The organism is Massilia sp. UBA6681 (assembly GCF_002454935.1).
Lineage (GTDB): Bacteria > Pseudomonadota > Gammaproteobacteria > Burkholderiales > Burkholderiaceae_D > Telluria > Telluria varians.
The window spans coordinates 22,658-45,262 of record NZ_DKJX01000102.1; the positions used below are offsets into that span (position 1 = coordinate 22,658).

20 protein-coding genes are annotated in these 22,605 nt (G+C 66.7%); 11 read left to right on the plus strand and 9 right to left on the minus strand.

Features of this window, described 5'->3' with window-relative positions:
* Positions 1 to 52: 52 nt before the first annotated feature.
* The gene (locus B2R83_RS19590) at positions 53 to 1,051 is read left to right on the plus strand and encodes a sensor domain-containing diguanylate cyclase (RefSeq protein WP_292044267.1); all 999 of its coding nucleotides are present in this window, start codon (positions 53 to 55) and stop codon (positions 1,049 to 1,051) included.
* A gap of 97 nt (positions 1,052 to 1,148) precedes the next feature.
* Positions 1,149 to 4,025, plus strand: a complete 2,877-nt coding sequence (locus B2R83_RS19595; protein WP_292044268.1) for a M16 family metallopeptidase — start codon at positions 1,149 to 1,151, stop codon at positions 4,023 to 4,025.
* Positions 4,026 to 4,124: 99 nt separating this feature from the next.
* On the opposite strand, the gene B2R83_RS19600 is transcribed toward B2R83_RS19595, so the two are convergent.
* The 6 genes from B2R83_RS19600 to B2R83_RS19625 all read right to left on the minus strand — a co-directional run bounded on the left by B2R83_RS19600 (position 4,125) and on the right by B2R83_RS19625 (position 11,007).
* A complete protein-coding gene (locus B2R83_RS19600; RefSeq protein WP_292044269.1) occupies positions 4,125 to 5,462 on the minus strand; it encodes a hypothetical protein in 1,338 nt (445 codons plus the stop codon).
* Positions 5,463 to 5,840: 378 nt separating this feature from the next.
* Positions 5,841 to 7,898 carry a hypothetical protein gene (locus tag B2R83_RS19605; RefSeq protein WP_292044270.1) on the minus strand — a complete coding sequence of 686 codons (2,058 nt, stop codon included), beginning with the start codon at positions 7,896 to 7,898 and terminating at the stop codon, positions 5,841 to 5,843.
* A 230-nt stretch (positions 7,899 to 8,128) separates the two neighbouring features.
* Positions 8,129 to 9,340, minus strand: coding sequence for a YsnF/AvaK domain-containing protein (locus B2R83_RS19610; protein WP_292044271.1), 1,212 nt, complete (start codon positions 9,338 to 9,340; stop codon positions 8,129 to 8,131).
* Positions 9,341 to 9,353: 13 nt separating this feature from the next.
* The gene (locus B2R83_RS19615; RefSeq protein WP_292044272.1) at positions 9,354 to 9,791 is read right to left on the minus strand and encodes a DUF2382 domain-containing protein; all 438 of its coding nucleotides are present in this window, start codon (positions 9,789 to 9,791) and stop codon (positions 9,354 to 9,356) included.
* Positions 9,792 to 9,941: 150 nt separating this feature from the next.
* Entirely contained in the window at positions 9,942 to 10,196 is a 255-nt protein-coding gene (locus tag B2R83_RS19620) for a hypothetical protein (RefSeq protein WP_292044273.1), read from the minus strand.
* Between the two features lie 25 nt (positions 10,197 to 10,221).
* Complete coding sequence (locus tag B2R83_RS19625) at positions 10,222 to 11,007, minus strand: DNA/RNA non-specific endonuclease (RefSeq protein WP_036212794.1); 786 nt, start codon at positions 11,005 to 11,007, stop codon at positions 10,222 to 10,224.
* A 181-nt stretch (positions 11,008 to 11,188) separates the two neighbouring features.
* Here B2R83_RS19625 and B2R83_RS19630 point away from each other — a divergent pair, with 181 nt between their 5' ends.
* From B2R83_RS19630 to B2R83_RS19645, 4 genes are all read left to right on the plus strand, one after another.
* Positions 11,189 to 11,581 (plus strand): hypothetical protein, encoded by a 393-nt coding sequence (locus tag B2R83_RS19630; RefSeq protein ID WP_027864054.1) that lies wholly within the window; start codon positions 11,189 to 11,191, stop codon positions 11,579 to 11,581.
* On the plus strand, positions 11,581 to 11,838 hold the full coding sequence (locus tag B2R83_RS19635) for a DUF5985 family protein (RefSeq protein WP_027864053.1): 258 nt from the start codon (positions 11,581 to 11,583) through the stop codon (positions 11,836 to 11,838). The genes B2R83_RS19630 and B2R83_RS19635 overlap by 1 nt, the downstream gene beginning before the upstream one ends.
* A gap of 4 nt (positions 11,839 to 11,842) precedes the next feature.
* Entirely contained in the window at positions 11,843 to 12,112 is a 270-nt protein-coding gene (locus tag B2R83_RS19640) for a DUF5985 family protein (RefSeq protein WP_027864052.1), read from the plus strand.
* A 65-nt stretch (positions 12,113 to 12,177) separates the two neighbouring features.
* The gene (locus B2R83_RS19645) at positions 12,178 to 12,450 is read left to right on the plus strand and encodes a hypothetical protein (RefSeq protein WP_027864051.1); all 273 of its coding nucleotides are present in this window, start codon (positions 12,178 to 12,180) and stop codon (positions 12,448 to 12,450) included.
* 39 nt (positions 12,451 to 12,489) lie between these two features.
* Here the strand turns inward: B2R83_RS19645 and B2R83_RS19650 are convergent, their stop codons facing one another.
* Positions 12,490 to 13,326: a phytanoyl-CoA dioxygenase family protein gene (locus B2R83_RS19650; protein ID WP_027864050.1), complete on the minus strand. Its 837-nt coding sequence runs from the start codon at positions 13,324 to 13,326 to the stop codon at positions 12,490 to 12,492.
* Positions 13,327 to 13,534: 208 nt separating this feature from the next.
* Here B2R83_RS19650 and B2R83_RS19655 point away from each other — a divergent pair, with 208 nt between their 5' ends.
* The 3 genes from B2R83_RS19655 (at position 13,535) to B2R83_RS19665 (ending at position 17,100) form a co-directional block, all read left to right on the plus strand.
* Positions 13,535 to 15,841 carry an ATP-binding protein gene (locus B2R83_RS19655; protein ID WP_292044274.1) on the plus strand — a complete coding sequence of 769 codons (2,307 nt, stop codon included), beginning with the start codon at positions 13,535 to 13,537 and terminating at the stop codon, positions 15,839 to 15,841.
* 128 nt (positions 15,842 to 15,969) lie between these two features.
* Complete coding sequence (locus B2R83_RS19660) at positions 15,970 to 16,602, plus strand: mechanosensitive ion channel family protein (RefSeq protein WP_292044275.1); 633 nt, start codon at positions 15,970 to 15,972, stop codon at positions 16,600 to 16,602.
* A gap of 186 nt (positions 16,603 to 16,788) precedes the next feature.
* Entirely contained in the window at positions 16,789 to 17,100 is a 312-nt protein-coding gene (locus tag B2R83_RS19665) for a KGG domain-containing protein (protein ID WP_036212791.1), read from the plus strand.
* A gap of 278 nt (positions 17,101 to 17,378) precedes the next feature.
* Here the strand turns inward: B2R83_RS19665 and B2R83_RS19670 are convergent, their stop codons facing one another.
* Both B2R83_RS19670 and B2R83_RS19675 read right to left on the minus strand, forming a co-directional pair.
* A complete protein-coding gene (locus B2R83_RS19670) occupies positions 17,379 to 18,566 on the minus strand; it encodes a glycosyltransferase (RefSeq protein ID WP_084416271.1) in 1,188 nt (395 codons plus the stop codon).
* 439 nt (positions 18,567 to 19,005) lie between these two features.
* Entirely contained in the window at positions 19,006 to 20,226 is a 1,221-nt protein-coding gene (locus tag B2R83_RS19675) for a hypothetical protein (protein ID WP_027864048.1), read from the minus strand.
* A gap of 147 nt (positions 20,227 to 20,373) precedes the next feature.
* Between B2R83_RS19675 and B2R83_RS19680 the strand changes: the two genes are divergently transcribed.
* Both B2R83_RS19680 and B2R83_RS19685 read left to right on the plus strand, forming a co-directional pair.
* Positions 20,374 to 21,666 carry an NCS2 family permease gene (locus B2R83_RS19680; RefSeq protein WP_027864047.1) on the plus strand — a complete coding sequence of 431 codons (1,293 nt, stop codon included), beginning with the start codon at positions 20,374 to 20,376 and terminating at the stop codon, positions 21,664 to 21,666.
* Between the two features lie 120 nt (positions 21,667 to 21,786).
* The gene (locus tag B2R83_RS19685; protein WP_036212589.1) at positions 21,787 to 22,596 is read left to right on the plus strand and encodes a DUF481 domain-containing protein; all 810 of its coding nucleotides are present in this window, start codon (positions 21,787 to 21,789) and stop codon (positions 22,594 to 22,596) included.
* The last annotated feature ends 9 nt before the right edge of the window (positions 22,597 to 22,605 follow it).

Genomic DNA, 22,605 nt, shown 5'->3' on the forward strand with positions numbered 1-22,605 from the left:
TTTCCTGTTGGCAGTCAATTCGGCTGCCGGACCGGAACCGTAGAGGACGACCATGATCAGCCCACACAGCTCCAGCATCAGCATCAGCGCGCCCGCCCCGACAGCTCTCGTGAAAGACGGGGCGTTCGTCGGCCAGCTGGTGGCGTCCCTGTCGATTCCGGTCTTCGTCCTCGACACCCAGGCGCGGGTCATGATCTGGAACCGCGCCTGCGAGCAGCTCACCGGCGTGCCGGCCCACGAAGTGCTGGGCACGGGCGACCATTGGCGCAGCTTCTACGAACACCGCCGCCCTACCCTGGCCGACCTGGTGCTGCAGAACCGCAGCGAGGACGTGCGCAAGATCCTGCCGCGCTCCGCCTCCGACAATTCGCCCACCGGCCTGTGCATCGAAAGCTGGTTCGACATGCCGCGCGCCGGCCGCCGGCGCTACCTGGCGGCCGACGCCAGCCCGATCTTCGGCTCGGACGGCGAACTGGCGGCCGTGGTCGAGACCCTGCGCGACCTGACCGACGAAAAGATGGCCCAGGTGGCGCTGGAACAGCTGGCCACCCGCGACGGACTGACCGGCCTGGCCAACCGCCGCTGTTTCGACGATACCCTGCACGCCGAATGGGCGCGCGCCCTGCGCCAGCAGCAGCCGCTGTCGCTCCTGATGGTCGATGTCGACAACTTCAAGGCCTACAACGATGCCAACGGCCACCTGGGCGGGGACGAATGCCTGAAGCGCATTGCCCGCGCGGTGGCCAGCGAGATGCGCGCCAACGACCTGGTGGCGCGCTACGGCGGCGAGGAATTCGCGGTGATCCTGCCCAACCAGTCGCTCAAGGGCGCCGCCATCGTGGCCGAACGGATTCGCTGCCGGGTCGAGCAGCTGCAGCTGCCCTGCACCGCGCCGACCCGCCACGTGACGGTGTCGATCGGCGCCGCCACCGCCCTGGCCAGTCCGGACAATACCGCCAGCCAGCTGGTCGCCACCGCCGACGCCGCGCTGTACCGGGCCAAGCACCTGGGCCGCAACCGCATCAGCCTGCCGCTGAGCGAGGCCGCTTAGCCGCGCGTTCGGGACGTATGCATACCTGAATCCCCTGTTCTTTCCTTGTCGAATAATCTATCCTTTGCGGATAGCAATATTCCCAAAAGGAGAGAACGTGTCGAAAACCACCCTGTCGCGCAGCGTCCTGGCGACCCTCGTGCCGGCCGCCTTGCTGGCGTTCGCGCCCGCCGCCGGCGCCGCAACAAAGGCGCAAGCCTCCACGGCCAAAGCCGCCGGCGGCGACGTCCTGCCGTTCAAGGCAGTCGAAAAAACCCTGCCGAACGGCCTCAAGATCATCGTGGTGCCGACCGGCTTCCCGAACCTGGTGTCGGTCCACATCCCGGTGCAGACCGGCTCGCGCAACGAGGTCGAGCCGGGCAAGTCGGGCTTCGCCCACTTCTTCGAACACATGATGTTCCGCGGTACCCCAAGCTACCCGCCGGAAAAGTACCAGCAGATCATTACCAGGGCCGGCGCGCGCCAGAACGCCTATACCAGCGACGACCTCACCAATTACTACACCACCTTCGCCAAGGAAGACCTGGATACCGTGCTCAAGGTCGAAGCCGACCGCTTCCAGCACCTGTCCTACCCGGTCGAGGCCTTCAAGACCGAATCGCGCGCCGTGCTGGGCGAGTACAACAAGAACAGCGCGAACCCGATGCAGAAGCTGTTCGAGACCCAGCGCGAAGCCGCGTTCTCGACCCACACCTACCGTCACACCACGATGGGCTTCCTGAAGGACATCGAGGACATGCCCAACCAGTACGAATATTCGAAGGTCTTCTTCGACCGCTGGTACCGTCCGGAGCGCACCACCGTGATCATCGCCGGCGACGTCGAGCCGGCCAAGGCGGTGGCGATGGTCGAAAAATACTGGGGCGGATGGAAGCGCGGCAGCTTCAAGTCGAACGTGCCGGTCGAGCCGGCCCCGCAAGGCGCGCAATACCGCCACGTGGCCTGGCAGACCCCTACCCTGCCGCTGGTGACGGTCGCCTTCCGCGCACCGGCCTTTTCCGATACCCGGAAGGACCAGGCGGCGCTGTCGATGCTGCTGTCGCTGTCCTTCGGCCGCACCTCGCCGCTGTACAAGCGCCTGGTGCAGGACGAGCAGAAGGTCGACCAGCTGTTCGACTTCGTGCCGAACCGGGTCGACCCGACCCTGGCCACCATCGGCGCGCGCGTGAAGAAGCCGACCGATGCGCTGTACGTTCGCGACGCCATCCTGCAGACCGTGGCGAAGCTGCGCAACGAGCCGGTCACGGCCGCCGCGCTGGCCGATGCGAAATCCGCCAATAAATACGGGCTGATCCGCACGCTCGACAACACCGAGGCGATCGCCTCCACCCTGGCCTCCTACGTGCACTTCAATCGGTCCTACGACACCCTGAACCGCTACTACCGCGTGGTCGACAGCCTCACGCCGGCCGACCTGCAGGCGGCCGCGCGCAAGTACCTGGTGGACGAGTCGATGGTGGTGACCACCCTGTCGCACGACGCGCTGCCGGCGGAGATCAAGAACCTGCCCAAGCTGGCCGACTTCGCACCGAAGGCGAGCGAGGCCAAATTCGACGTGCTGGTCCAGAAGTCGGCCCTGCCGCAGATCCGCTTCAAGCTGCTGTTCGCGGCCGGCTCGGCGCACGACCCCAAGGGCAAGGAAGGCCTGGCGGCGCTGACCGCGGCCATGGTCGCGTCGAGCGGCTCGCGCGAGCGCAAGATCGACGAAGTGACCAAGGCCCTGTTCCCGCTGGCCGGCAGCTTCAGCGAGCAGACCGACAAGGAAATGACCACCTTCAGCGGCTCGACCCACAAGGACAACTGGGACCAGTACCTCGGCATCGCCCTGCCGCTGCTGGTGGACCCGGGCTTCCGCGAGGAAGATTTCCGCCGCCTGAAGGACGCGCAGAAGAATGCCCTGGTGCTGGACCTGAAGGACAACAACGAAGAGGAATTCGGCAAGGAGCGCCTGCAGGCCAATGTCTTCGCCGGCACGCCCTACGGCCATCCGGTGCTGGGCACGGTCAAGGGCATCGAATCGATCACGCTGGACGACGTCAAGGACTTCTATCGCCAGGCGTACACGCAGGGCGCGGTGCGGGTCGGCATCTCGGGTGACGTCTCGGATGCCATGGTCGCCTCCCTGAAGGGCGCGCTGGCGCGCCTGCCGGCGGCCGGCGGCCTGGCCCCGACCCCGGCCATCCGCGGCCGCATGCCGAACGGCCTGGACGTCGAGATCATCGAGAAGAACACCCGCGCCACCGCGATCTCCTTCGGCCTGCCGATCGAGGTGACCCGTTCGCATCCGGATTTCCCGGCCCTGTGGCTGGCCAAGACCTGGCTGGGCGAACACCGCGCCTCGAGCGCCCGCCTGTACCAGCGCATCCGTGAAGAGCGCGGCATGAACTACGGCGACTACGCCTATATCGAAGCCTTCCCGCGCGGGATGTTCCAGTTCTTCCCGAATCCGAACCTGGGCCGCAAGGCGCAGCTGTTCGAAGTCTGGATCCGCCCGGTGGCGCCGCAGAACGGCCACTTCGCCCTGCGCGCCGCGCTGTTCGAGCTGGACAAGATGATCCAGAACGGCCTGTCGCAGCAGGACTTCGAGACCACCCGCGGCTATCTTGAAAAAAACGTGTTCGTGATGACGGCCACCCAGGACCAGCAGCTGGGCTATGCCCTCGACGCCCAGTGGTACCGCACGCCCGAGTTCACCCGCATGATGCGCGACGGCCTGGCCAAGCTCACCGTGGCCGACGTGAATGCGGCGATCAGGAAGCACCTGTCGGCCAAGAACCTGTCGGTGGTGATCATCACCAAGGACGCGGCTGCCCTGAAGGACAAGCTGATGACGGATGCCTTCTCGCCGATCAGCTACGACGCGAAGAAGCCGCAGGCGCTGCTGGACGAAGACCAGCAGATCGGCTCGATGAAGCTCGGAATCAAGCCGGAGGCGGTGCGGATCACGCCGGCGGCGCAGGCGTTTGCGCAATGATGCGGCTGCTCTTCAGGCTGTGACAATGAAATCGGCGCCCCCTTGGGCGCCGATTTGTTTTGCCCAATGCCGCGCTGTGCAGCCCGGGCCCGGCGCGGATCATGACTTGATCCGCTCCCAACCATGCCGCACCGCCGCCTTGATGCGATCCCAGGCACTCCCCTTGTTGGTGCCGCGACGCGCATCCCAGGCACGCGCCAGGTCGCCCTCGACGTCGTCCCACGGACGATTGCGGTACAGCTCGCTCCTGCGCATCTCGGCGCCGAACGAATACGCCGGCTTGACGCTGTCGTACTCCATCCCCGAGCCGCCCAGGTGGGTGTCGTAGTGGCTGCGATAGTACCTGTCGGCGTCGTGGTGCACCGTCATCCGGTCCCAGCCGCGGCGTACGGCGGCCTTCATCTTTTCCCAGGTCAAACCGGCCACCCCTGCGTTGAGGGCCTCCCACTCCCGGCGCAGCTCGCTTTCGACTACATGCCACGCGCGACCGTGATACTTCTCGTGGCGCGCCATGTCGGCGCCGTAGGCGTAGGCCGGCTTGACATGGTCGTAATCCTCGCCGCCGTAGTTGGACAGGAAATGGTTGCGGTAGTAATCGTCGTCATCGCCGAAAAAATTGCTGCCGATGTCCAGGCCGCTGCCGCCGGCTGCGGGCGACTCGGGTTCCGCCGAATAGATGCGCGACCGGCCGCGCTGGGTCTCGGCAAGGCGCGGGCTCGCCACGGGCACGCCGCCCGGGCCGGATTCGCGCTGCATCGATTCGCCGCCGCCCGTCTCGATGTCCTCGAAGGTGGGGACATGGCCAGCATTGTCGCGCAAGGTCGAGCCGTGCAGCGAGGTGCTGCCGGTCGCGCCGAGCCCGCTCGATCCGAGCGGCTCCTGGTAGGTCCCGCCGGTCGGCTCGGACTGGTACAGCGAATGCTGCTGGAAGATCATGCCGTCGCCCGGGTTGTCGAGATGCGGCCTGCTTGCTGCGCGCGGCTGCGCCGGCGCCGGTGAAGCCTGCTGCATGCTGGCGGCGGCGCCCATGCGCATCGATTCGGGCGGTCTGCCTGGAAGCGCCTCCTCGTCGACGTCCGAGGGACCGAAGCGCTCGACGATATCGGCGGCGCGCTCGGCTTCCGGAAGCGTATCGGCGCGCATCACCAGCACGTGGTGGCCGCGTGTGACTGCGCCTGCATATCGGCTGGCGCGCGGGCTGTTGTCGGCGCCGAACAGGTCGGTGAAGACGCGCCTCAGGTTGGCGCTGTTCCCGGCGTCGGCGCCGCCGCCCGGGGTGGCGCTGCCGCCGGCGCCGCTTGCGCTGTCGGTCATGCCGGTCGGATCGGCGTTGGAGAGCGTGAGCTCCTCGCGCGGGAAACCCGCAGTTATCAGCTCGTTCATCGCGTTCTGTGCGTCGGTCCGGTTACCGAACACAGCTACAAGAGTATGTCGCATGGTCCTTCCTCCCAATCGGTGAGTCCCGGGGCGCGCCAATCCTGGCTGCCGTACCGACCGGCCCGTCCCGCTCCGGCGCATGGCCGTTGCACTAAGAACCTATCCCAGTAGGGAATGAGTCGTTGCTGGCGCGCCTGACAAGCGGGTGCTGCGTTGCTCGTCGTTGCATGGGCCAGCCATGCGTCCTCCTCGCGCCTTGCCCCCGCTTGCCATGCATCGCCATCAACTTCCTCTTCCCCACTGGGATAGGTTCTGAACAGCCTACTCCAATACCCCGCCAGCGCAAAGAACAAAGCCCCCCAGGTTCGACCCTGGAGGGCTTTGCACGCTCGGCGGCGTCCCTGACTATTTATCAGGCCGCCATGGCATGGCGTTCGGTCAGGAAGTCATCCGATCCCAGCCATGGCGCACCGCCGACTTCATCTTCTCCCAGGTTGACTGGCCGCCGCTGCCGTAGCGGGTATCCCAGTCGGTGCGCAGGTCGTTCTCGACTTCGCCCCACTGGCGGCCGCGGTACTTCGGATCCTGGGCCATCGACGAGCCATAGGCGTAGGCCGGCTTGTAGTCGTCATAGCTGCCGGCGTCGCTGGAGGTGCTGTAGGTGGCGTTCCAGTGACTGCGGTACTCGCGGTCGTTATCGTCGTCGTCCGTCATGCGGTCCCAACCGTGGCGGACCGCCGACTTCATGCTTTCCCATGCGCCGCCCACGCCGGTGCCGGCCGCGGTGCTCGCACCGGTGCCGCCGGAAATCCGCGAATCCCAGCCGCGCGCCAGGTCGCCTTCGATGTCGTCCCACGGACGATTACGGTAGAGCTCGCTCTTGCGCATCTCGGAACCGTAGGCATAGGCCGGCTTGACGCTGTCGTAATCCATGCCCGAGCTTCCCAGCGTGCTGTCGTAGTGGCTGCGGTAGTAGCTGTCGTCGTCCTTGTCGAGGGTCATGCGGTCCCAGCCGCGGCGCACGGCCGACTTCATCTTCTCCCAGGTCGAACCGGCGCTGCTGCCGCTACGGGTGTCCCAGTCGCTGTGCAGGTCGTTCTCGACCTCGTCCCAGCGGCGGCCGCGGTACTTGTCGCTGCGTGCGCTTTCGGCGCCGTAGCTGTAGGCCGGCGCGTAGTCGTCGTACGATCCACCGGTCGTGCCGTAGGTGCTGCTGAAATGGCTGCGGTAGATGGTGTCGTCATCGTCGTTGGTCATGCGATCCCAGCCGCGGCGAACGGCGGCTTTCATGCGGTCCCAGGTGTCGCCCGCGGTATCGCCGCTGCGAGTGCTCCAGTCGCTGCGCAGGTCGTTCTCGACCTCGTCCCACTTGCGGCCGCGGTACTTGTCGTTGCGCGCCATCTCGGAGCCGTAGGCGTAGGCCGGCTTCATGCGGTCGTAGTCTTCGCCGCTGTAGTTGGCCAGGAAGTGGTTGCGGTAGTAATCGTCATCGTCGCCGAAGAAATTGCTGCCGATATCGAGCCCGCTGCCGGTCCCTGCCGTGGTAGCTCCCGGCGAGTAGATACGCGACTTGCCGCGCTGGGTCTCGGTGAAGCGGCTGCTGCCCGGCGAAGAGCCCATCGCGGTATCGCGCTGCATCGAGCCGGCGCCTCCCTGCATCGCCGACCCTTCCAGCGAGGAGCCCTGCAGGGTGCCGCCCTGGCCGCCCGAACTGCGGATCGACATGTCGTTCTGCGTGCCTTCGAGCGACGAGGCCTGCACCGAGTTTTCCTGCAGGGTCGAACCCTGGAGCGAGGTGCCGCCAGTCGCGCTCAGGCCGCTCTGGCCCATCGGTTCCTGGTAGGTGGTTCCCATCGGTTCGGCCTGGTGCAGCGACTGCTGCTGGAAGATCTTGCGGTCGCCGGGGTTGTCGAGCTGCTGGCTGGCGCCCGTGGCTGCGCCGGCGCCCGCCGCCGTCGCGAGGCTGCCGCTGCCGGCCGTCGTGCTGCCGCTCATGCCGGCGCCGGACTGGGCCGACATCTGCGAGGATTGCTGGATGCCGCCGGCGCCGCTCATGCGCATCGACTCCGACAGGCCGCTGCCGGCGCCCATCGCGCCGACGCCCGTTGCCTGCTCGTCGATGTCGGTCGGACCGTAGCGTTCGACGATGTCGGCGGCGCGCTCGACTTCCGGCAGGGATTGGGCGCGCACGGTGAGCACGTGGTGGCCGCGGGTGACCGCGCCCTCGTACCTGCTGGCATGCTCGCTGTTGTCAGCGCCGAACAGGTCGGTGAAGAAGTGCTTGATGGAAGCGCCGATGCCGATCCCGGTGCCGTCGGCCAGGGTGTCGCTGCGGCCGGTGTCCCCGGTGCTGCCGGTGACGCTGTCGGTCATGCCGGTCGGGTCGGCATTGCTCAACTTGACCTCGTCACGCGAGAAGCCCGAGGACATGAGCTCGTTCATCGCATTCTGTGCGTCGGTCCGGTTGTCGAACACGGCTACAAGAGTATGTTGCATGGTCATTCCTCCCTTAAAGTGAGTGACGGGGGTGGCTGCCGAACAATCCGGCCCCGGACCGCTCGCGTGAGTAGGACGAGGTCGAGACAGCTCGCGCGCCAGCCCGCCGCGCGCAAATGCACGGGACCAGATTACTCCAAACCCGGCTGTACGCGCGCGCGCCTGACGGGACAGTAGGAAGGATGGAAAACGGCGCCCGCAGGCGCCGTCGGTACTGCGGATAAGCGGGCTCAGTAGGTCCGGTTGGTGCCGGTGTCGCCGGTCATGCGGTCCCAGCCGTGCCGCACCGCGGCCTTCATCTTTTCCCAGGTCGAGGGGCCGCCGCTGTAGCGCGATTCCCAGTCGGTGCGCAGGTCGGATTCGACGTCGTCCCACTGGCGTCCGGTATAGCGGCCGCTGCTGGCCATCTGCGAACCGTAGCTGTAGGCCGGCGCATAATCGTCATACGATGCACCGGTGGCCCCGTAGGTGCTGGTGAAGTGGTTGCGGAAATAGCTGTCGTCGTCGCGCAGGTCGGAGCGCGCCGTGCTGCCGTCCAGGCGCTGCACGTCCACCTCGGTATGGCGCACGGTGTCGTGGATCTGCTCCTGGCGTTCATTGACCTGCTTGCCGACCGTGACTTCCTCGACGATCCGGGCCGATTTCTCGACCACCGCTTCTTCCGCGGTCTCGCGCATTTCGATGGTCTGTTCCTTGAACGCGGTCGCGTCGGCCGGGCTGATCGGCTGGTCGACGGCGCGGCGCTGGACGTCGACGTGTTCTTCGCGCAGGCCGACGGTCTCGTCGACCGGGGTCTCGACCACGCGCGAGTAGATGCGCACGCCGCCGCGCTGGACTTCGCGCTTGCCGACCTTCAGCTGTTCTTCGACGACGGGAATGGACTGGGTGCTGCCGGTGCGGCCGGCTTCCATCGCGGTGTCGCGTTGCAGCGAGGCGCCGGACAGGGCGCCCTGCTGCTGGGCCGAGGCCGACTGGGTGGACGTCGAGTACGACTGCATGCCGCTCTGGCTGCCCTGCAGCATGGCCCCGCTGGACGCCATCTTGCCGACGTTGTCCGAGTGCTCGTCGATGTCGATCGGACCGAAGCGCTCGACGATGTCGGCGGCGCGCTCGACCTCCGGCAGCGAATCGGCGGTCAGGGTGATCACGCACTTGCCGCCGGAGACGGCGCCTTCGTAGCGGCTGAGGCGGCGGCTGTCGTCCTCGTCACTGCCGAACAGGTCGCTGAAGAAATTCTTGATGCTGCTGCCGATGCCCGTGTCGGTGTCGGTGGACGTGGCCGTGGTGGTCGTGGTGGTGGTGCTGGAGCTGCCGGTGATGCCGGCGCCGGTGTCGCCGGACATGCGCACGTCCTGGCGCGGGAAGCCCGAGGCGAGCAGTTCGTCCATCGCGCTGCGCGCGTCGGCGTTGTTATCGAATACGGCTACCAAAGTATGTTGCATGGTCGTTCCTCCATCATTGGTGGGTATCGGATGCGGGCGGCGGCCCGGCGTCGTCGAAGCGCTCCACCTCGACCCGTTCCGCCTTGAGCGGAACGGTCTCTCGGTAAGGCTCCTCGTGCCGGACCCGGGTGATGTGCAGTTCTTCCTTGATGCGCAGGCGGCGTTCGACCACCAGCACTTCTTCGAGAACCGGCACCACCAGCGTGTCGCCTTCGTAGCGGCTTGCAGGTGCTTCTTCCGGCGCGACGATCCTGTCCACGGGAACGTGCCGGACATCCACCTCTTCGCGCATGAGGCGCTCGTCGATGGTGACCGGTTGTTCGCTGACCGTCTTGTGGACACGTACGCCGCGGCCGGTCTCGACGACGCGAGTACCGACGGCCAGCTGCTCCTCGATCACGGGTATGCGCAGGCCTTCCTGCTGGTTGTTCTCGGGGATATTGCTCGACATCGGGACAGCTCCTCGCATCGCCGGTTGGGGAGCGAACGAGATTACGCCTTTTCCGTGGGCCCCTGCGCACCTTTGACGTGCGGAACGGTACGGCCCGGTTGCGCCCTCATGTGCTATGCGAACCGGCGACCCGGACAGGACCTGGGGGAGTCAGGCGAAGGGATTGTCGACGGTCTCGACGTCGGGCGGCGGCAGGCGGTCGGGCAGCTCGCGCGCCTCGAGTGCCTCGACCACCGCGCCCAGTTGCGCGTGCAGGCGGCGCGCCAGCGCGAGCCCGGCCTTGTCGGCGGTCAGGTCGACGTCGCCGGAGATGGTGATGCGGTCGAGCCGGTTCTCCAGCATCAAGTTGCCGATCTCGAGGACGTCGGCTTCATTGGCAAAGGGCTTGAACGGTTTCTTCGGCATGGGTTTTCCTTCCTGGGCGGTGCGGTCAGTTGCGTTGCTTCTTCTGGCGGATCTTCGGCAGCGCCAGCATGCGCTCCTTCTGCTGGCGGCTCAGGGAGGGCAGCAGTTCGATGCCGACGATACGCTCCAGCTCGGCGACCGGGATCACCTGGATCGGCGCATCGGCGCGGTTCTCGACGAACCAGGCGGCGGCAGCCTTCTGGCGCGGACTGTACACCACCTTGTACAGGTGGCTCGGCACGATCACGTTACCGACCTTGCGCAGGTTGCTGCCGAGGAAGGCCGGGCCCGTGATCACGTACAGGGAACCTTCGCGCTTGGCCATCTTGCGCACCGCGCCTTCGATCGGCGCCCAGATGTGGCGGTTGTGCTCGCGGTCCTGGGGGACCATGTTCGCCAGCGAGAAGCTTTCGCGCTGGGCGCGGCGGTCGGGCATGTCGCCGTTCGGCGCCAGGTGGCCGCGGTCGAAGCCGCTGCGCGCATAGTCGGACAGCTCGGCGCGCTGGCCGCGCGGCAGGCGCGGCTCGGGATGGAATTTGTTGTTGCGGTCCAGGCCCTCGGCGGCTTCGAGCTGGCTTGGCGCCAGGTGCTCGGCCGACCACAGCGCGGTGCGGGTGACGCCCGAATGCATCACGCCGAATTCGCTGTAGCACAGCTCACGGGTGGCGGCAGCCAGCTTGGGGTTGCGGATCTCGGGCGCACGGCCGTCGAGGTAATGGTCGGGGCAGCTTGCGGCCTGGGCCGCGCCGGCGGCCAGCAGGCCGCCGAGGAAGAAGGCGCGGGCAAGCCGGGCCAGGGTGGAGCGAAACATGAGGATGTGCGGGACGAACCAGAAAATCGTTAGCCCGTATTGTAGCCGAGCGCAGTTGAGGGAGGTCAAACAAACCATACGCCAGCATGCGCACGATTGGAAATGCCTTTCCATCGAGAATGAGATAAACTTGCGCCTTTCTTAACAAAAGATTCCTTTTGGGAAAGTATACCCGAAGCGAATGAACCGTCCGCCAATCCCAGAGGACTTGCGCCGTTTTGTCCTGACGAGCATTCCCTCCGTGCCCTTCCTCGAGGCGCTGCTGCTGCTGCGCGCGAATTCCGGCCAGCAATGGAGCGGAGAGACGCTGGCGCGCCGCTTGTATACCAGTGAGCGTACCGCCCAGGCACTCCTCGACGAGCTGTGCCGATCCGGCATGGCCGCGCCCTGCCCTGCGCCGAACGAGCATTCCTATTGCTATTCCCCTGCGTCCGAAGCGCTGCGCGAGCGGATCGACGGCCTGGCCGAGCTCTACGCGCGTCACCTGGTGGACGTCACCAACCTCATCCATTCCACTCTCGACCGCAAGGCGCAGCAGTTCGCCGACGCCTTCCGCCTGCGAAAGGATACCTAATGGGCGAACTCATCTACACCTTGTGCATGTTGACCTCGCTGGCCTGTACCTGGCTCCTGTTCGCCAGCTACCGGCGCACGCGTTACCGGCTCCTGTTCTGGAGCGGTCTGTGCTTTGCGGTGATGACTTTCAATAACCTGTTCCTGATTTTCGACAAGATCGTGTTTCCGAATGTCGATTTCATGCCGCTGCGGGTCATCAGCGCCCTGGTGGCATGCCTGCTGTTGTTGTACGGCCTGATCTACGAGAAGGAGTGAGCCGATGGTCCAGATGATGTACGGCGCGATCTCGATGGCTTCGCTCACCATCGCCCTGTTCTTCCTGCGCTTCTGGCGCAATACCGGCGACCGCTTCTTCCTCTGGTTCGCCCTGTCCTTCTTCATCGAAGGCGTGCACCGCATCTATTCCGCGGTGCTGAACGAGGCCGGCGAGGATTCACCGCTGCACTACCTGATCCGGGTACTGGCCTACGGGATGATCGTGTGGGCGATCGTGGAAAAGAACCTGCCGCGCAAGGAGCGGCGCGACTAGCGTGCGCCCGGCCGGCGGGCGCGGCGCGATAATGGGTCATGAAAAACCGTCAACAGGAGGACAGCATGGCCCCAGCACCCCAGCCAGAAAACGAGCAGGCCCGGCCGCAGGCGAACCCCGTCGCCGGCGGCGGCCAGGACCAGCGTTCCGACAATCTGCTTCCCGGTGAGGAAGGCGCCGAGGACGGCCGCTTCGACGTCGCCGAGGAAGTCAGCCTCGACCAGCATTCCGACGAGGCGCGCCGGGTCGGCCAGATGCCCGAGAACGGCATCGCCGACGCGCTGCCCGACGCACTGAAGACACCGGTGCCCTCGCAGGGCGTCCCGGAAAAAGAGTAAGTCTTTCGGGGCCGCTGCGCGCGGCCCCTCCTCTCTCCCTCACCCGCCCATCGTCACGCCCATCTTCAGGCCCTCGATCGTGTGCGCCTGCCGGATCGGCACAAGCTGCTCGACGACGCGGCAGTTCAGGTGCCTGCGCACCCCTTCCGGCAAGCTGTCATGGTAGGCGCGCGACAGCTGCAGGTCGTGCTTGATCGCGTTGGTCGCATCCGGCGCATCGGCGCCCACCACCAGCACCGGACGCGAGACCTGCGAGCGGTTGGCGGTGCCGCGGTGGATGGTCAGGGCCGAACGGGCCGAGATGTCGCCCACCTGCGGCAGCTTGCGCTGGGCCAGGGCCTCGTAGCGCGGATACAGCGACTTGTCGGGGAACATCGGGTCGCCGTCGTACAGGTCCCACTGGGTGCCCGGGGCGATCTCGAAGGGGCCCATGTCCTCGGTGACGTCGACCGTGGTGAGGTTGAAGGCCAGCGAACTGAGGCGCCGGCCCTGGACCGTTTCCGGCGGCGAGGCGAAGTCGCGGTGCCAGGGCTGGTGCATGGCGCCCGGTCCCGGCACGTCGAAGCCCACTTCGACGATGCGCCATTCCGGCCCCAGCACCGCGCTGCAGACCGCGGCCACCCAGGGATGGCTGGCGATGGTCACGAAGGAGCGCAGGCGCTCCGGATGCACCTCGACGTAGTAACGGTTCGGGCCGCGGTTCAGGGCCCCGCCCTCGCGCGCCAGCGCTTCGTCGAACAGCATGTCGATGTCGGCGCGCAGTTCCCCGATCAGCTCGCGGCTGAAGGCCCCGCGGCAGGCGATGATGCCGTCCCCATAAATGCCGCGCATGATGTCGGCCACTTCGTATCGTGCGGTGCTAGCTCCGCTTTCCATGCTCCATTCCTCCCTTGTGCGTGCGGACGGCCATGCGGCCGACATGTGGTCCATCGTTGGGAAATACTACTGGCAATTGCCAAGCCGCGGCGCAAGCCCGGCGTGGCGGCCTCCGGACGTTGACAGGGAGGCATCCTGACCGTAGATTGTCGCCACCACCACAACAGGATCCGACCATGAGACACCTACCGGCCCACAGGGGCAGGCCTTGACCCCTGGCCCCGCCAGCGTGCTGTTCATCTGCGAGCGCCCGGTTCCCGACCCGGTGCTGGGACGCGTCGCGGACGAGCTGGGCGAGACGGTCCTGCATGCCCGTTCGGTGGCGGCGGGCCTGGAGCAGGCGCGCCACCATGACTTCGCGCTGGTGCTGGTCGGCTATGCGGGCGATGCCGGCGCGCTGGCCGCCACCATCCGCCAGGTCCGGGCCACGCGCCGCTCGGTCCACACGCCGGTGGTCGCACTGGGCGTGCCGGCCGGCGCCGGCTTCCCGGTCGAACCCCTGTATGAAGCCGGTGCGGTAGCGGTGCTGAGCGAGCCGCTGTCCCCGGTGATCCTGCGCGCCAAGCTGCGCTTCTACATCGACGCCTTCCAGGCCACCGCCGAGCGGCGGCGCGCCGAGGCGGACCTCATCGATGCCAGTGCCCGGCTCGAATCCATCATCGCCGCCGCCGAGCTGGGGGTGTGGACCTGGGACATCGGTCCCGACCGCGTCGCCGGCGACGCCCGCATGGCCGCCCTGTTCGACATCCCCGAGGCGATGCGAGACAGTGCGCCGGTGGCGCGCTACTTCGAAGCGCTCCACCCGGATGACGTGGCGGCCGTGCAGGCCCTGCTGTCGGACGCGGTGGCGCGCTGCGCGCCCTACGACGCGACCTTCCGCATCCGGCGCGCCGGCGGCGGCTGGCGCTGGGTCATCGCACGCGGCAGCGTGGCGCCGGCGGCGGACGGCAGCGCGCGCATGCGCGGCGTGGTGATCGATGCCTCGCGCCAGTTCGAGGCCGAACAGCAGCTGCGCCTGAGCGAGGAACGCTACCGCACCCTGTTCGATTCGATCGACGAGGGCGTGTGCGTCATCGAAATGTTGTACGACAATACCGGACAAGCCTGCGACTACCGCTTCCTGGAAACCAATCCAGCCTTCGTCAAGCATACCGGCCTGGCCAATGCGATCGGGCGCAACATCCGCCAGATCGCCCCGCACCATGAGCGCTATTGGTTCGAGATTTATGGAAGGGTTGCCGCGACCGGCGAGGCGGTGCGCTTCGTGAACGAAGCGCGCGAGCTGGGCCGCTGGTTCGACGTCTATGCGGCCCGGATCGGGCCGCCGGAGCAGCACCGGATCGCGGTCGTGTTCAACGACATCACCGAACGGCGCAAGGGCGAGGACGCGCTGCGCCAGATGGCGGCCGACCTGGAAGAAGCGAACCGCATCAAGACCGAATTCCTGGCAACCCTCGCCCACGAGCTGCGCAACCCGCTGGCGCCGCTGCGCAGCGGCCTGCAGTTCATCCGGCGCGCGCCCGAGGACCCGGCGGCAGTGGCGCGCATCCACGAGATCATGGAACGCCAGCTCGGGCAGCTGGTCCACCTGGTCGACGACTTGCTCGACGTGGCCCGCATCACGCGCGGCCAGGTGGCGCTCAAGCGCGAACGCATCGACCTGGCCGGCGTGCTGTCGGCGGCGGTCGAGACCAGCATGCCGCTGATCGAGGCGGCGCGCCACCAGCTCGACCTGCGCCTGCCGCAGGAAACCCTGGTGGTGGATGCCGATCCCACCCGCCTGACCCAGGTGGTGTCCAACCTGCTCAACAACGCGGCGCGCTACACGCCGCGCGGGGGCAGCATCGTGCTGGCGGCCGAACGCGACGGCGACGACGCGGTCATCGCCGTCTCCGACAACGGCATCGGCATCGATCCCGCGCGCCTGGAAGATGTGTTCAAGATGTTCACCCAGATCGGCGAAGGCCGCCGCCATGCGGCGGGCGGGCTGGGCATCGGCCTGTCGCTGGTGCGCAGCCTGGTGGAACTGCATGGCGGCAGCGTGCGGGCGAGCAGCGCCGGCACCAATGCCGGCAGCGTGTTTACCGTGCGCCTGCCGCTGGCGCCCGTGGAGCTTCCCGTACCGGCGCCCGGGCCGGCGGATGCAGCCGCGGCGGCGCGCATGGCCCGGCGCGTGCTGGTGGTAGACGACAACCGCGACGCGGCCGAGACGCTGTCGGCCGTGCTGGGCCAGCTCGGCCACCAGGCGCTGGTGGCCAACGACGGCCACCAGGCGCTGCGCATGATGGCGGGATTCCAGCCCGACGTCGTGTTCCTCGACCTCGGCATGCCGGGCATGTCGGGCTTCGAGGTGGCCGAAGCGATCCGGCGCGAACCGCGCCATGCCGGCGTGCGGCTGGTGGCGCTGACCGGCTGGGGCGGCGAGGCCGACCGCGAGCGGAGCGCCCGCGCCGGCTTCGACCGGCACCTCACCAAGCCGGCCACCACCGCCGCCATCGAGCAAGCGCTGGCCTGAACTTCCAGGTAGCGGCGGCGCGCCGGACTACCAGGGGATCGACAGCAGGACCTCGGCCATGCGCGGCCAGCGTCAATTGTGCGCGCCGCAGGCCTGCTGGCCCCCACACTACTCCCTTTGCGGTGACGATGGGATGGGGTCAGGGATGGAATATCGGCGGCATCGCCGTGGCCCTGGCTACCCAGAACATCCTCGGCGACCTGTTCGCCTCGCTCTCGATCATGCTCGACAAGCCCTTCGAGGTGGGCGACTTCATCATCGTCGGCGACGCCCTCGGCGCCGTCGAATACATCGGCCTGAAGACCACGCGCCTGCGCGGCCTCGGCGGCGAGCAGATCGTGTTCTCGAACGGCGAGCTGCTCAGGAGCCGGATCCACAACCACAAGCGCATGGAGTCGCGCCGCGTCGCCTTCCTCCTGCGGGTGGCCTACGGCACCAGCGAAGCCCAGGTGACCGCGATCCCGGCCATGATCCGCGACATCATCTCGTCACGGGCCGACGTCAATTTCGAACGGGCGCACTTCTTCCGCTACGGCGACTGGTCGCTCGACTACGAGGTGGTGTACCACTTCAAGAGCCCCGACTACATCCTGCACATGGACACCCAGGAGCAGATCCTGCTGCAGATCTACCGCGCCTTCCAGCGCGAAGGCATCCAGTTCGCCCACCCGCTGTCGGTGGTACGGGTAGCTGGCGCCCACGATCCGGTCGGGGGCTGGCCGCCCGCCGCTCCGACTCCCGGCGGCGCGCTTCCCCACTGAGCATCGGGTGCGCGACGGTATGCGCCGGAACGGTCCTACAGCGCTGGGCCGGGCAGTCCTATTCCGCGGCCCAGGCCGGTGGCCTAAGATGGACTCACCTCTTCCGGAAACGGACACCTCCGCAGGACGCGGCGGCAGCGGCCGGAAGAGAACCGACCAACCCTGTCATCGATAAAGGAGACCATCATGGCATCGAACAACCAGGGCAACAGCAAGCGCAGCAATTCGCAGAGCGGACGCGGCGGGAACTCGCAAAGCGGCGGCGGCGGCAATGGCGGCGGTGGCCGCGGCTTCGCCTCGATGGATCCGCAGCGCCAGCGCGAAATCGCTTCGCAGGGCGGCCGCGCGGCCCACGCATCAGGCAACGCCCACGAGTTCACCTCGGAAGAGGCGCGCGAAGCCGGACGCATGAGCCACAAGAACGACGGCAACCAGCAGAGCGGCAACCGCGGTAATTCGCAAAGCGGCAATGGCGGCGGACGTGGCGGCAACCGCTAAGCGGGTCGCCTGACCCTCGCAACATGGCCGAAAACGGCGCGGTGTCCCAGGACACCGCGCCGTTCTTGTTCGTTCGACGCCCGCAAACGGAGCGTCTATCCATCACCGCGTGGGCGGCCCATACGGCGATGAGGGGCACAGTGCCGGGTAGAGCCGCCCACTCGACGAAGCCGGCCACCCACGCAAAAAAACACGGCGGCGGTACCCGCGAGGGTCCGCCGCCGTGCCGTCGCCAGCCAGCGCTGGCGGTTTGCCCGCCGCGCTGGCCGCTTACCCTGTCAGGCGCTCTTCGCCACCGGCAGCTTGGCTGCCTTCACGGGCAGCACGTCGGCCTTGGCGACATCCGGATTGGCCGGCAGGCGCGCATGGCGGCCCGGCACGGCGCTTTCGATCAGCTCGTGCATGCGGCTGGCGGTCAGGTCCCAGGAGGTGTTCGCCACCACTTCGCGCATGCGCTTGGCCATGGCCAGGCGCTCGCCTTCGCTCAGGGCCAGCTGGCGTTCGCAGGCGGCGATGAACTCTTCCGCGGTGGCGGCAACCGCCACCACGTCGCCATACGGCACCTTGACGTCGGTGATCGGGGTCGACACCGCCGGCAGCTCCGCCGCCATGTACTCGAGCACCTTGGTCGGCGAGATGAACTTGGTCGAATCGTTCATCGCGAACGGCAGCAGGCATACGTCCCAGCCCGCCAGGAACTTCGGCAGCTGGTCGTAGCTGCGCTGGCCCATATAGTGGACGTTGGGCTGCTTCGGCAGCGTGGCCGGGTCGATCTTGACGACCGGGCCCACCATCACGATCTGCCATTCCGGATGGGCATCGGCCATTTTGGAGACCAGTTCGACGTCGAGGCGTTCGTCGATCACGCCGTAGAAGCCCAGGCGCGGGTGCGCGATATGGGCCTGGTCCGGATGCGAGATCGCGCGGTCCTGGGCCTGGCGGAAGTGCTTGGCGTCGACGCTGCTCGAGAAGCAGTGCGCGTTCGCGTGGCGGTCACGCTTGGACTGGTACAGGCTCGGGCCGCCGGTAAAGACGACGTCGGCCATGTTCAGCAACGCGCTTTCGCGCTGCAGCAACTGTTTCGGCGCGTTCTTGAACATTGCCAGCTCGTCCATGCAATCGTAGACGATCTTGGACGGGTTCAGGCCCTGCAGCAGCGGCAGCGCCATCGGGGTATAGAACCAGACGACCGGCTGCTCGCCTTCCGGCACGAGGTCGGCCAACAGGGTGTGCAGGGTCGGAAGCTGGTCATCGTGGAAGCCTGGTGCATGGATGGCGGTATGCGGCTGGCACACCGTGATATTCGGCGCGACGGCCGTCTTCTTCAGGTATGCCTGCCCTTCGCTATAGACCGGTTCCTCGACAAACAGGATATCGTAGTGTTCCGCCAGACGGGTCATCAGGTGCTGGGGACGCTGGAAGACGAAGTCCCAGCGCAGGTGGCAAAACACGATCAAGGTCGGCATATTTATTTCCTTTCGCCTTCGTGGCGCTATTTTGTTGGCAAAGCCTGGCGTTTTCTCTCTGTTGGCCAGTTCCCCGGGTGTGGACAATTGCGGTTCAATCCCACACCGGACCCGCTAATCGTAACATGCAAAATTGCCATTATTTTCATTTATGCATTGCAATATTGCTAACTAGAAATGTTGCAACGAGATGTTACAAAGACCTCTCATAGGAGAGAGTTGCCGGCTGAACGCACTCATGTAGGGCTGCTCCTACAGCCATACAAGAAAATCCACTACGAAAAGTCACCGCACTTTTTACCGTGCCCGGGCGTGCACGGGCGCCGCCGGGACGACCGGCGGCGATGTTTGTTTGGGAAAAACGAAGAATGAGGGCTTCATGCGGCCGCCGGAAGGGCCGCAGGGGTAGCGAGAGCGCGGTCGGAAGGCCTTACCGCCGTCAACCCGGCTGGTAGGGTTCCGCGCCTTCGGGGTGCCCGTCCTCGCTGAAACCGGTGGCGACCGACACGCCCTCCAGGCCGAGCGACAGCAGCGCATCGCACAGGTTGTCGATCTCGGCGCCGAGGTCGGCGGCCAGGTCGACCGGGGTCTCGACGCTGCCCCAGGGCGTGCCGCCGTCGAGCGCATACAGGTTGATGCGCAGGACGATGTGCTCGCCCGCGTCGAGCGGCGCGACGGCGGCATGGACCTGGTCCGGCGCCAGGTCCTTGTCGGACAGCGTGCGTGCGATCTCGGACAGGATGCCGAGGGTGGTGAGCTCGCTCACGCCCTGCTCCTTGGCGCCGTAGAACAGATCCTGGTAGAGGAAGTCGACATGGATGCCGTCGGGCTCGCGCCCCAGCAGGCGCCGCACCAGCGGGGCGGCCTGCGCGGTCCAGGCGCGGAAGCGCTCCTCGCGCGCCGCGTACCAGGCGTCGGCGCCCGCTTCGTCGCGCGGCACCGCATAGAACGGATCGTCGGTACGCTTGAGCGAAAAGCCCAGCAGGAAGCGCAGCTCCAGGGCCGACTCGTCGGGCGCGAAGCGCTCGCCGGTCCAGCCGCGGATGCTCGCTTCGATGGTCGGCGCCGGCTGCAGTTTCTTTTCCAGCAGCGTGCCGGCAGCCTCGCGCAGCATCTCCTGCAGGCTCGAATAGGACACGTGGTCGATCTCGGCCAGGTCGTAGGCATGCTGGACCAGCACCAGCTTGCCGCCGGCGCTCTCCAGCCCGGCCGGGTGGAAACTGTTGGCCAGCGCCTCGAAGGCCTCCTCGTCCTGGAAGGTGTCGGCCGCCTGCAGGCCCCCGGTGCTGCGCACGAACAGCGGGATCAGGAAGGCGTCGATCTCGTATTCCACGCCCTTGCCGTTGCCGTCCTCGCGCCGCAGGCGCAGGTTGGCGGCTTCCTCCTCGATGCGGCCGCGCAGCAGGCGGCAGGCCTCGGGATCGGTGTAGCGCGCCGTTTCGATCGCCTCATACAGCGCCTCGTCGCGCTTCTTGCGCAGCAGCTTGCGCACCGCGGCCAGGAGTTCCTCCTCGCGTTCGTCGGCACTGCCGAAGCCGGGCGCCTCCTCCCTTTCGGCGATCGCCAGGGCCAGGTCGGCCAGCTCCTGCGCCACGGAGGCGTTGTCGGGCTCGCGCGGATTATTCGAGGTACGGGGCAACGGACGCTTATTCTTCGGCATGACATGTGGTGGTAATGATGGAGATGCCATGTTAGCGCATTGGCACCGATGCGCGGGGCCACGCTGCATGTCGGAGCAGCCAATACTCGCTCGGCAGTACCGCGGAGTGTTATGCTTCAGCCAAAACACGCCTGGAGTCCAATAATAATGCTCGACCGATTCTTCAAACTCACCCAAAGCGGCACCACCGTCCGCACCGAACTGCTGGCCGGCCTGACCACCTTCCTGACGATGGTGTACATCATCTTCGTCAATCCTTCGATCCTGGGCGACGCCGGCATGCCGAAGGAATCGGTGTTCGTGGCCACCTGCCTGGTGGCGGCGCTCGGCACCGCCGTGATGGGCCTGTACGCGAACTACCCGATCGCGATGGCCCCGGGGATGGGCCTGAACGCCTATTTCGCCTATGCGGTGGTGCTGGGCATGGGCATCCCATGGCCGGCGGCGCTGGGCGCGGTGTTCATGTCCGGCTGCCTGTTCATCCTGGTTTCCCTGCTGGGCCTGCGCGGCATGATCGTGAACGGCATCCCCAAGTCGATGCGGGTCGCAATCACGGTCGGCCTGGGCATGTTCCTGGCGCTGATCGCGCTGAAGAACGCCGGCATCGTGGTGGCCAGCCCGGCGACCCTGGTCAAGGCCGGCGACCTGCACAAGCCGGAAGCCATCATGGCCATCGTCGGCTTCTTCGCCATCGTCGCGCTCGACCGCCTGCGCGTGAAGGGCGCGATCCTGATCGGTATCGTGCTGGTGACCGTGCTGTCCTTCTTCTTCGGCGGGAACACCTATAACGGGATCTTCTCGGCCCCGCCCTCGATCGAGCCGACCCTGTTCAAGCTCGACATCGCCGGCGCCCTGTCGGTCGGCATCATGAACGTGGTGCTGGTGTTCTTCCTGGTCGAGCTGTTCGACGCCACCGGTACCCTGATGGGCGTGGCGCGCCGCGCCGGCCTGCTGGTCGAGGGCAAGATGGACCGCCTCAACAAGGCCCTGCTGGCCGACAGCGGGGCGATCGTGGCCGGCAGCGTGCTCGGCACCTCGAGCACCACCGCCTACCTGGAAAGCGCCTCGGGCGTGCAGGCGGGCGGCCGCACCGGCCTCACGGCGCTGACCGTGGCGGTGCTGTTCCTGGCCTGCCTGTTCATCGCGCCGCTGGCCGGCGTGGTCCCGGCCTACGCCACCGCACCGGCCCTGCTGTTCGTCGCCTGCCTGATGCTGTCCGACCTGGGCGAAGTCGAATGGGGCGATTCCACCGAGAGCATCCCGGCCGCGGTCACCGCCCTCGTCATGCCCTTCACCTTCTCGATCGCGGAAGGCATCGCCTTCGGCTTCATCAGCTACGCGGTACTGAAGTTGCTGACCGGCCGGGCACGCGAGGTGGCGCCGGTGGTCTGGGTGATTGCCGCCCTGTTCACGTTCAAGATCGTCGTGATCGGAACATAGCTCGGTCCGATGCCAGACATCCAAGGGAGCTGATTAAAACGCGCCGAATGTGTCTCAACGCATCGTTTTGCGCGTTCTTTGGGATACAATGTCGCGCATCTTGCTGGCAATACAGTGCTTATGAAACACTTCAAATTCCCTGCATCTCTTCTTGCGCTCGGCCTGTGCGCCTTCCATGGCGCCGCACAGGCTGACTTCGACCTCCCGGCAGTCGGCAACGTCCACGGGCCGATCTCCGTGGCCAAGCCCGAGATCCCCGAAGGCGGCTGGTTCACCTCGGCCGAGCTGGGCGCGATCACCACCTCGGGCAACACGACCGGCACCTCGGTCACGGGCAAGATCGACGCCCGCCACGAGACCGCCAACTGGAGCCATGAATTCGTCGTCAGCGGCTTCTTCAAGGAAGACGAATACGAGAACGACGACGGCAACATCGAGCGCAGCAAGTCGGCGGAACGCTTCGCCGCCTCGGCCAAGGCCTCGCTCAAGCTGCTGGGCGAAAACAAGCGCGCCTTCGTGATCGGCTCGCACGTCACCGACCGCTTCGGCGCCTACAACCGCTATTCCTCGATCGCGGTCGGCCACGGCTCGCGCTGGCTGAACACCCCCGACACCTCGCTCGACGTCGAGATCGGTCCCGGTTATTTTGCCGGTGAGCGCGCCACCGGCGAGGACGAGAGCGGCCTCACGGTGCGTGGCGCAGCCCAGCTGCGCTGGCGCGTCAGCCCTTCGGCCTTCTTCGCCCAGACGGTCAGCGTCGAGAAAGGCACCTCGAACACCCGTTCGGTGGCCGAGACCTCGCTCAGCACCAAGATCAATTCGACCATGCAGATGAAGGCCGGCTTCAGCGCGCGCAACGACTCGAGCGTTCCGGACGGCAAGAAGAATACCGATACCCAGACTTCGCTGACGATGGTCTATTCGTTCTGAGGCCAGCGG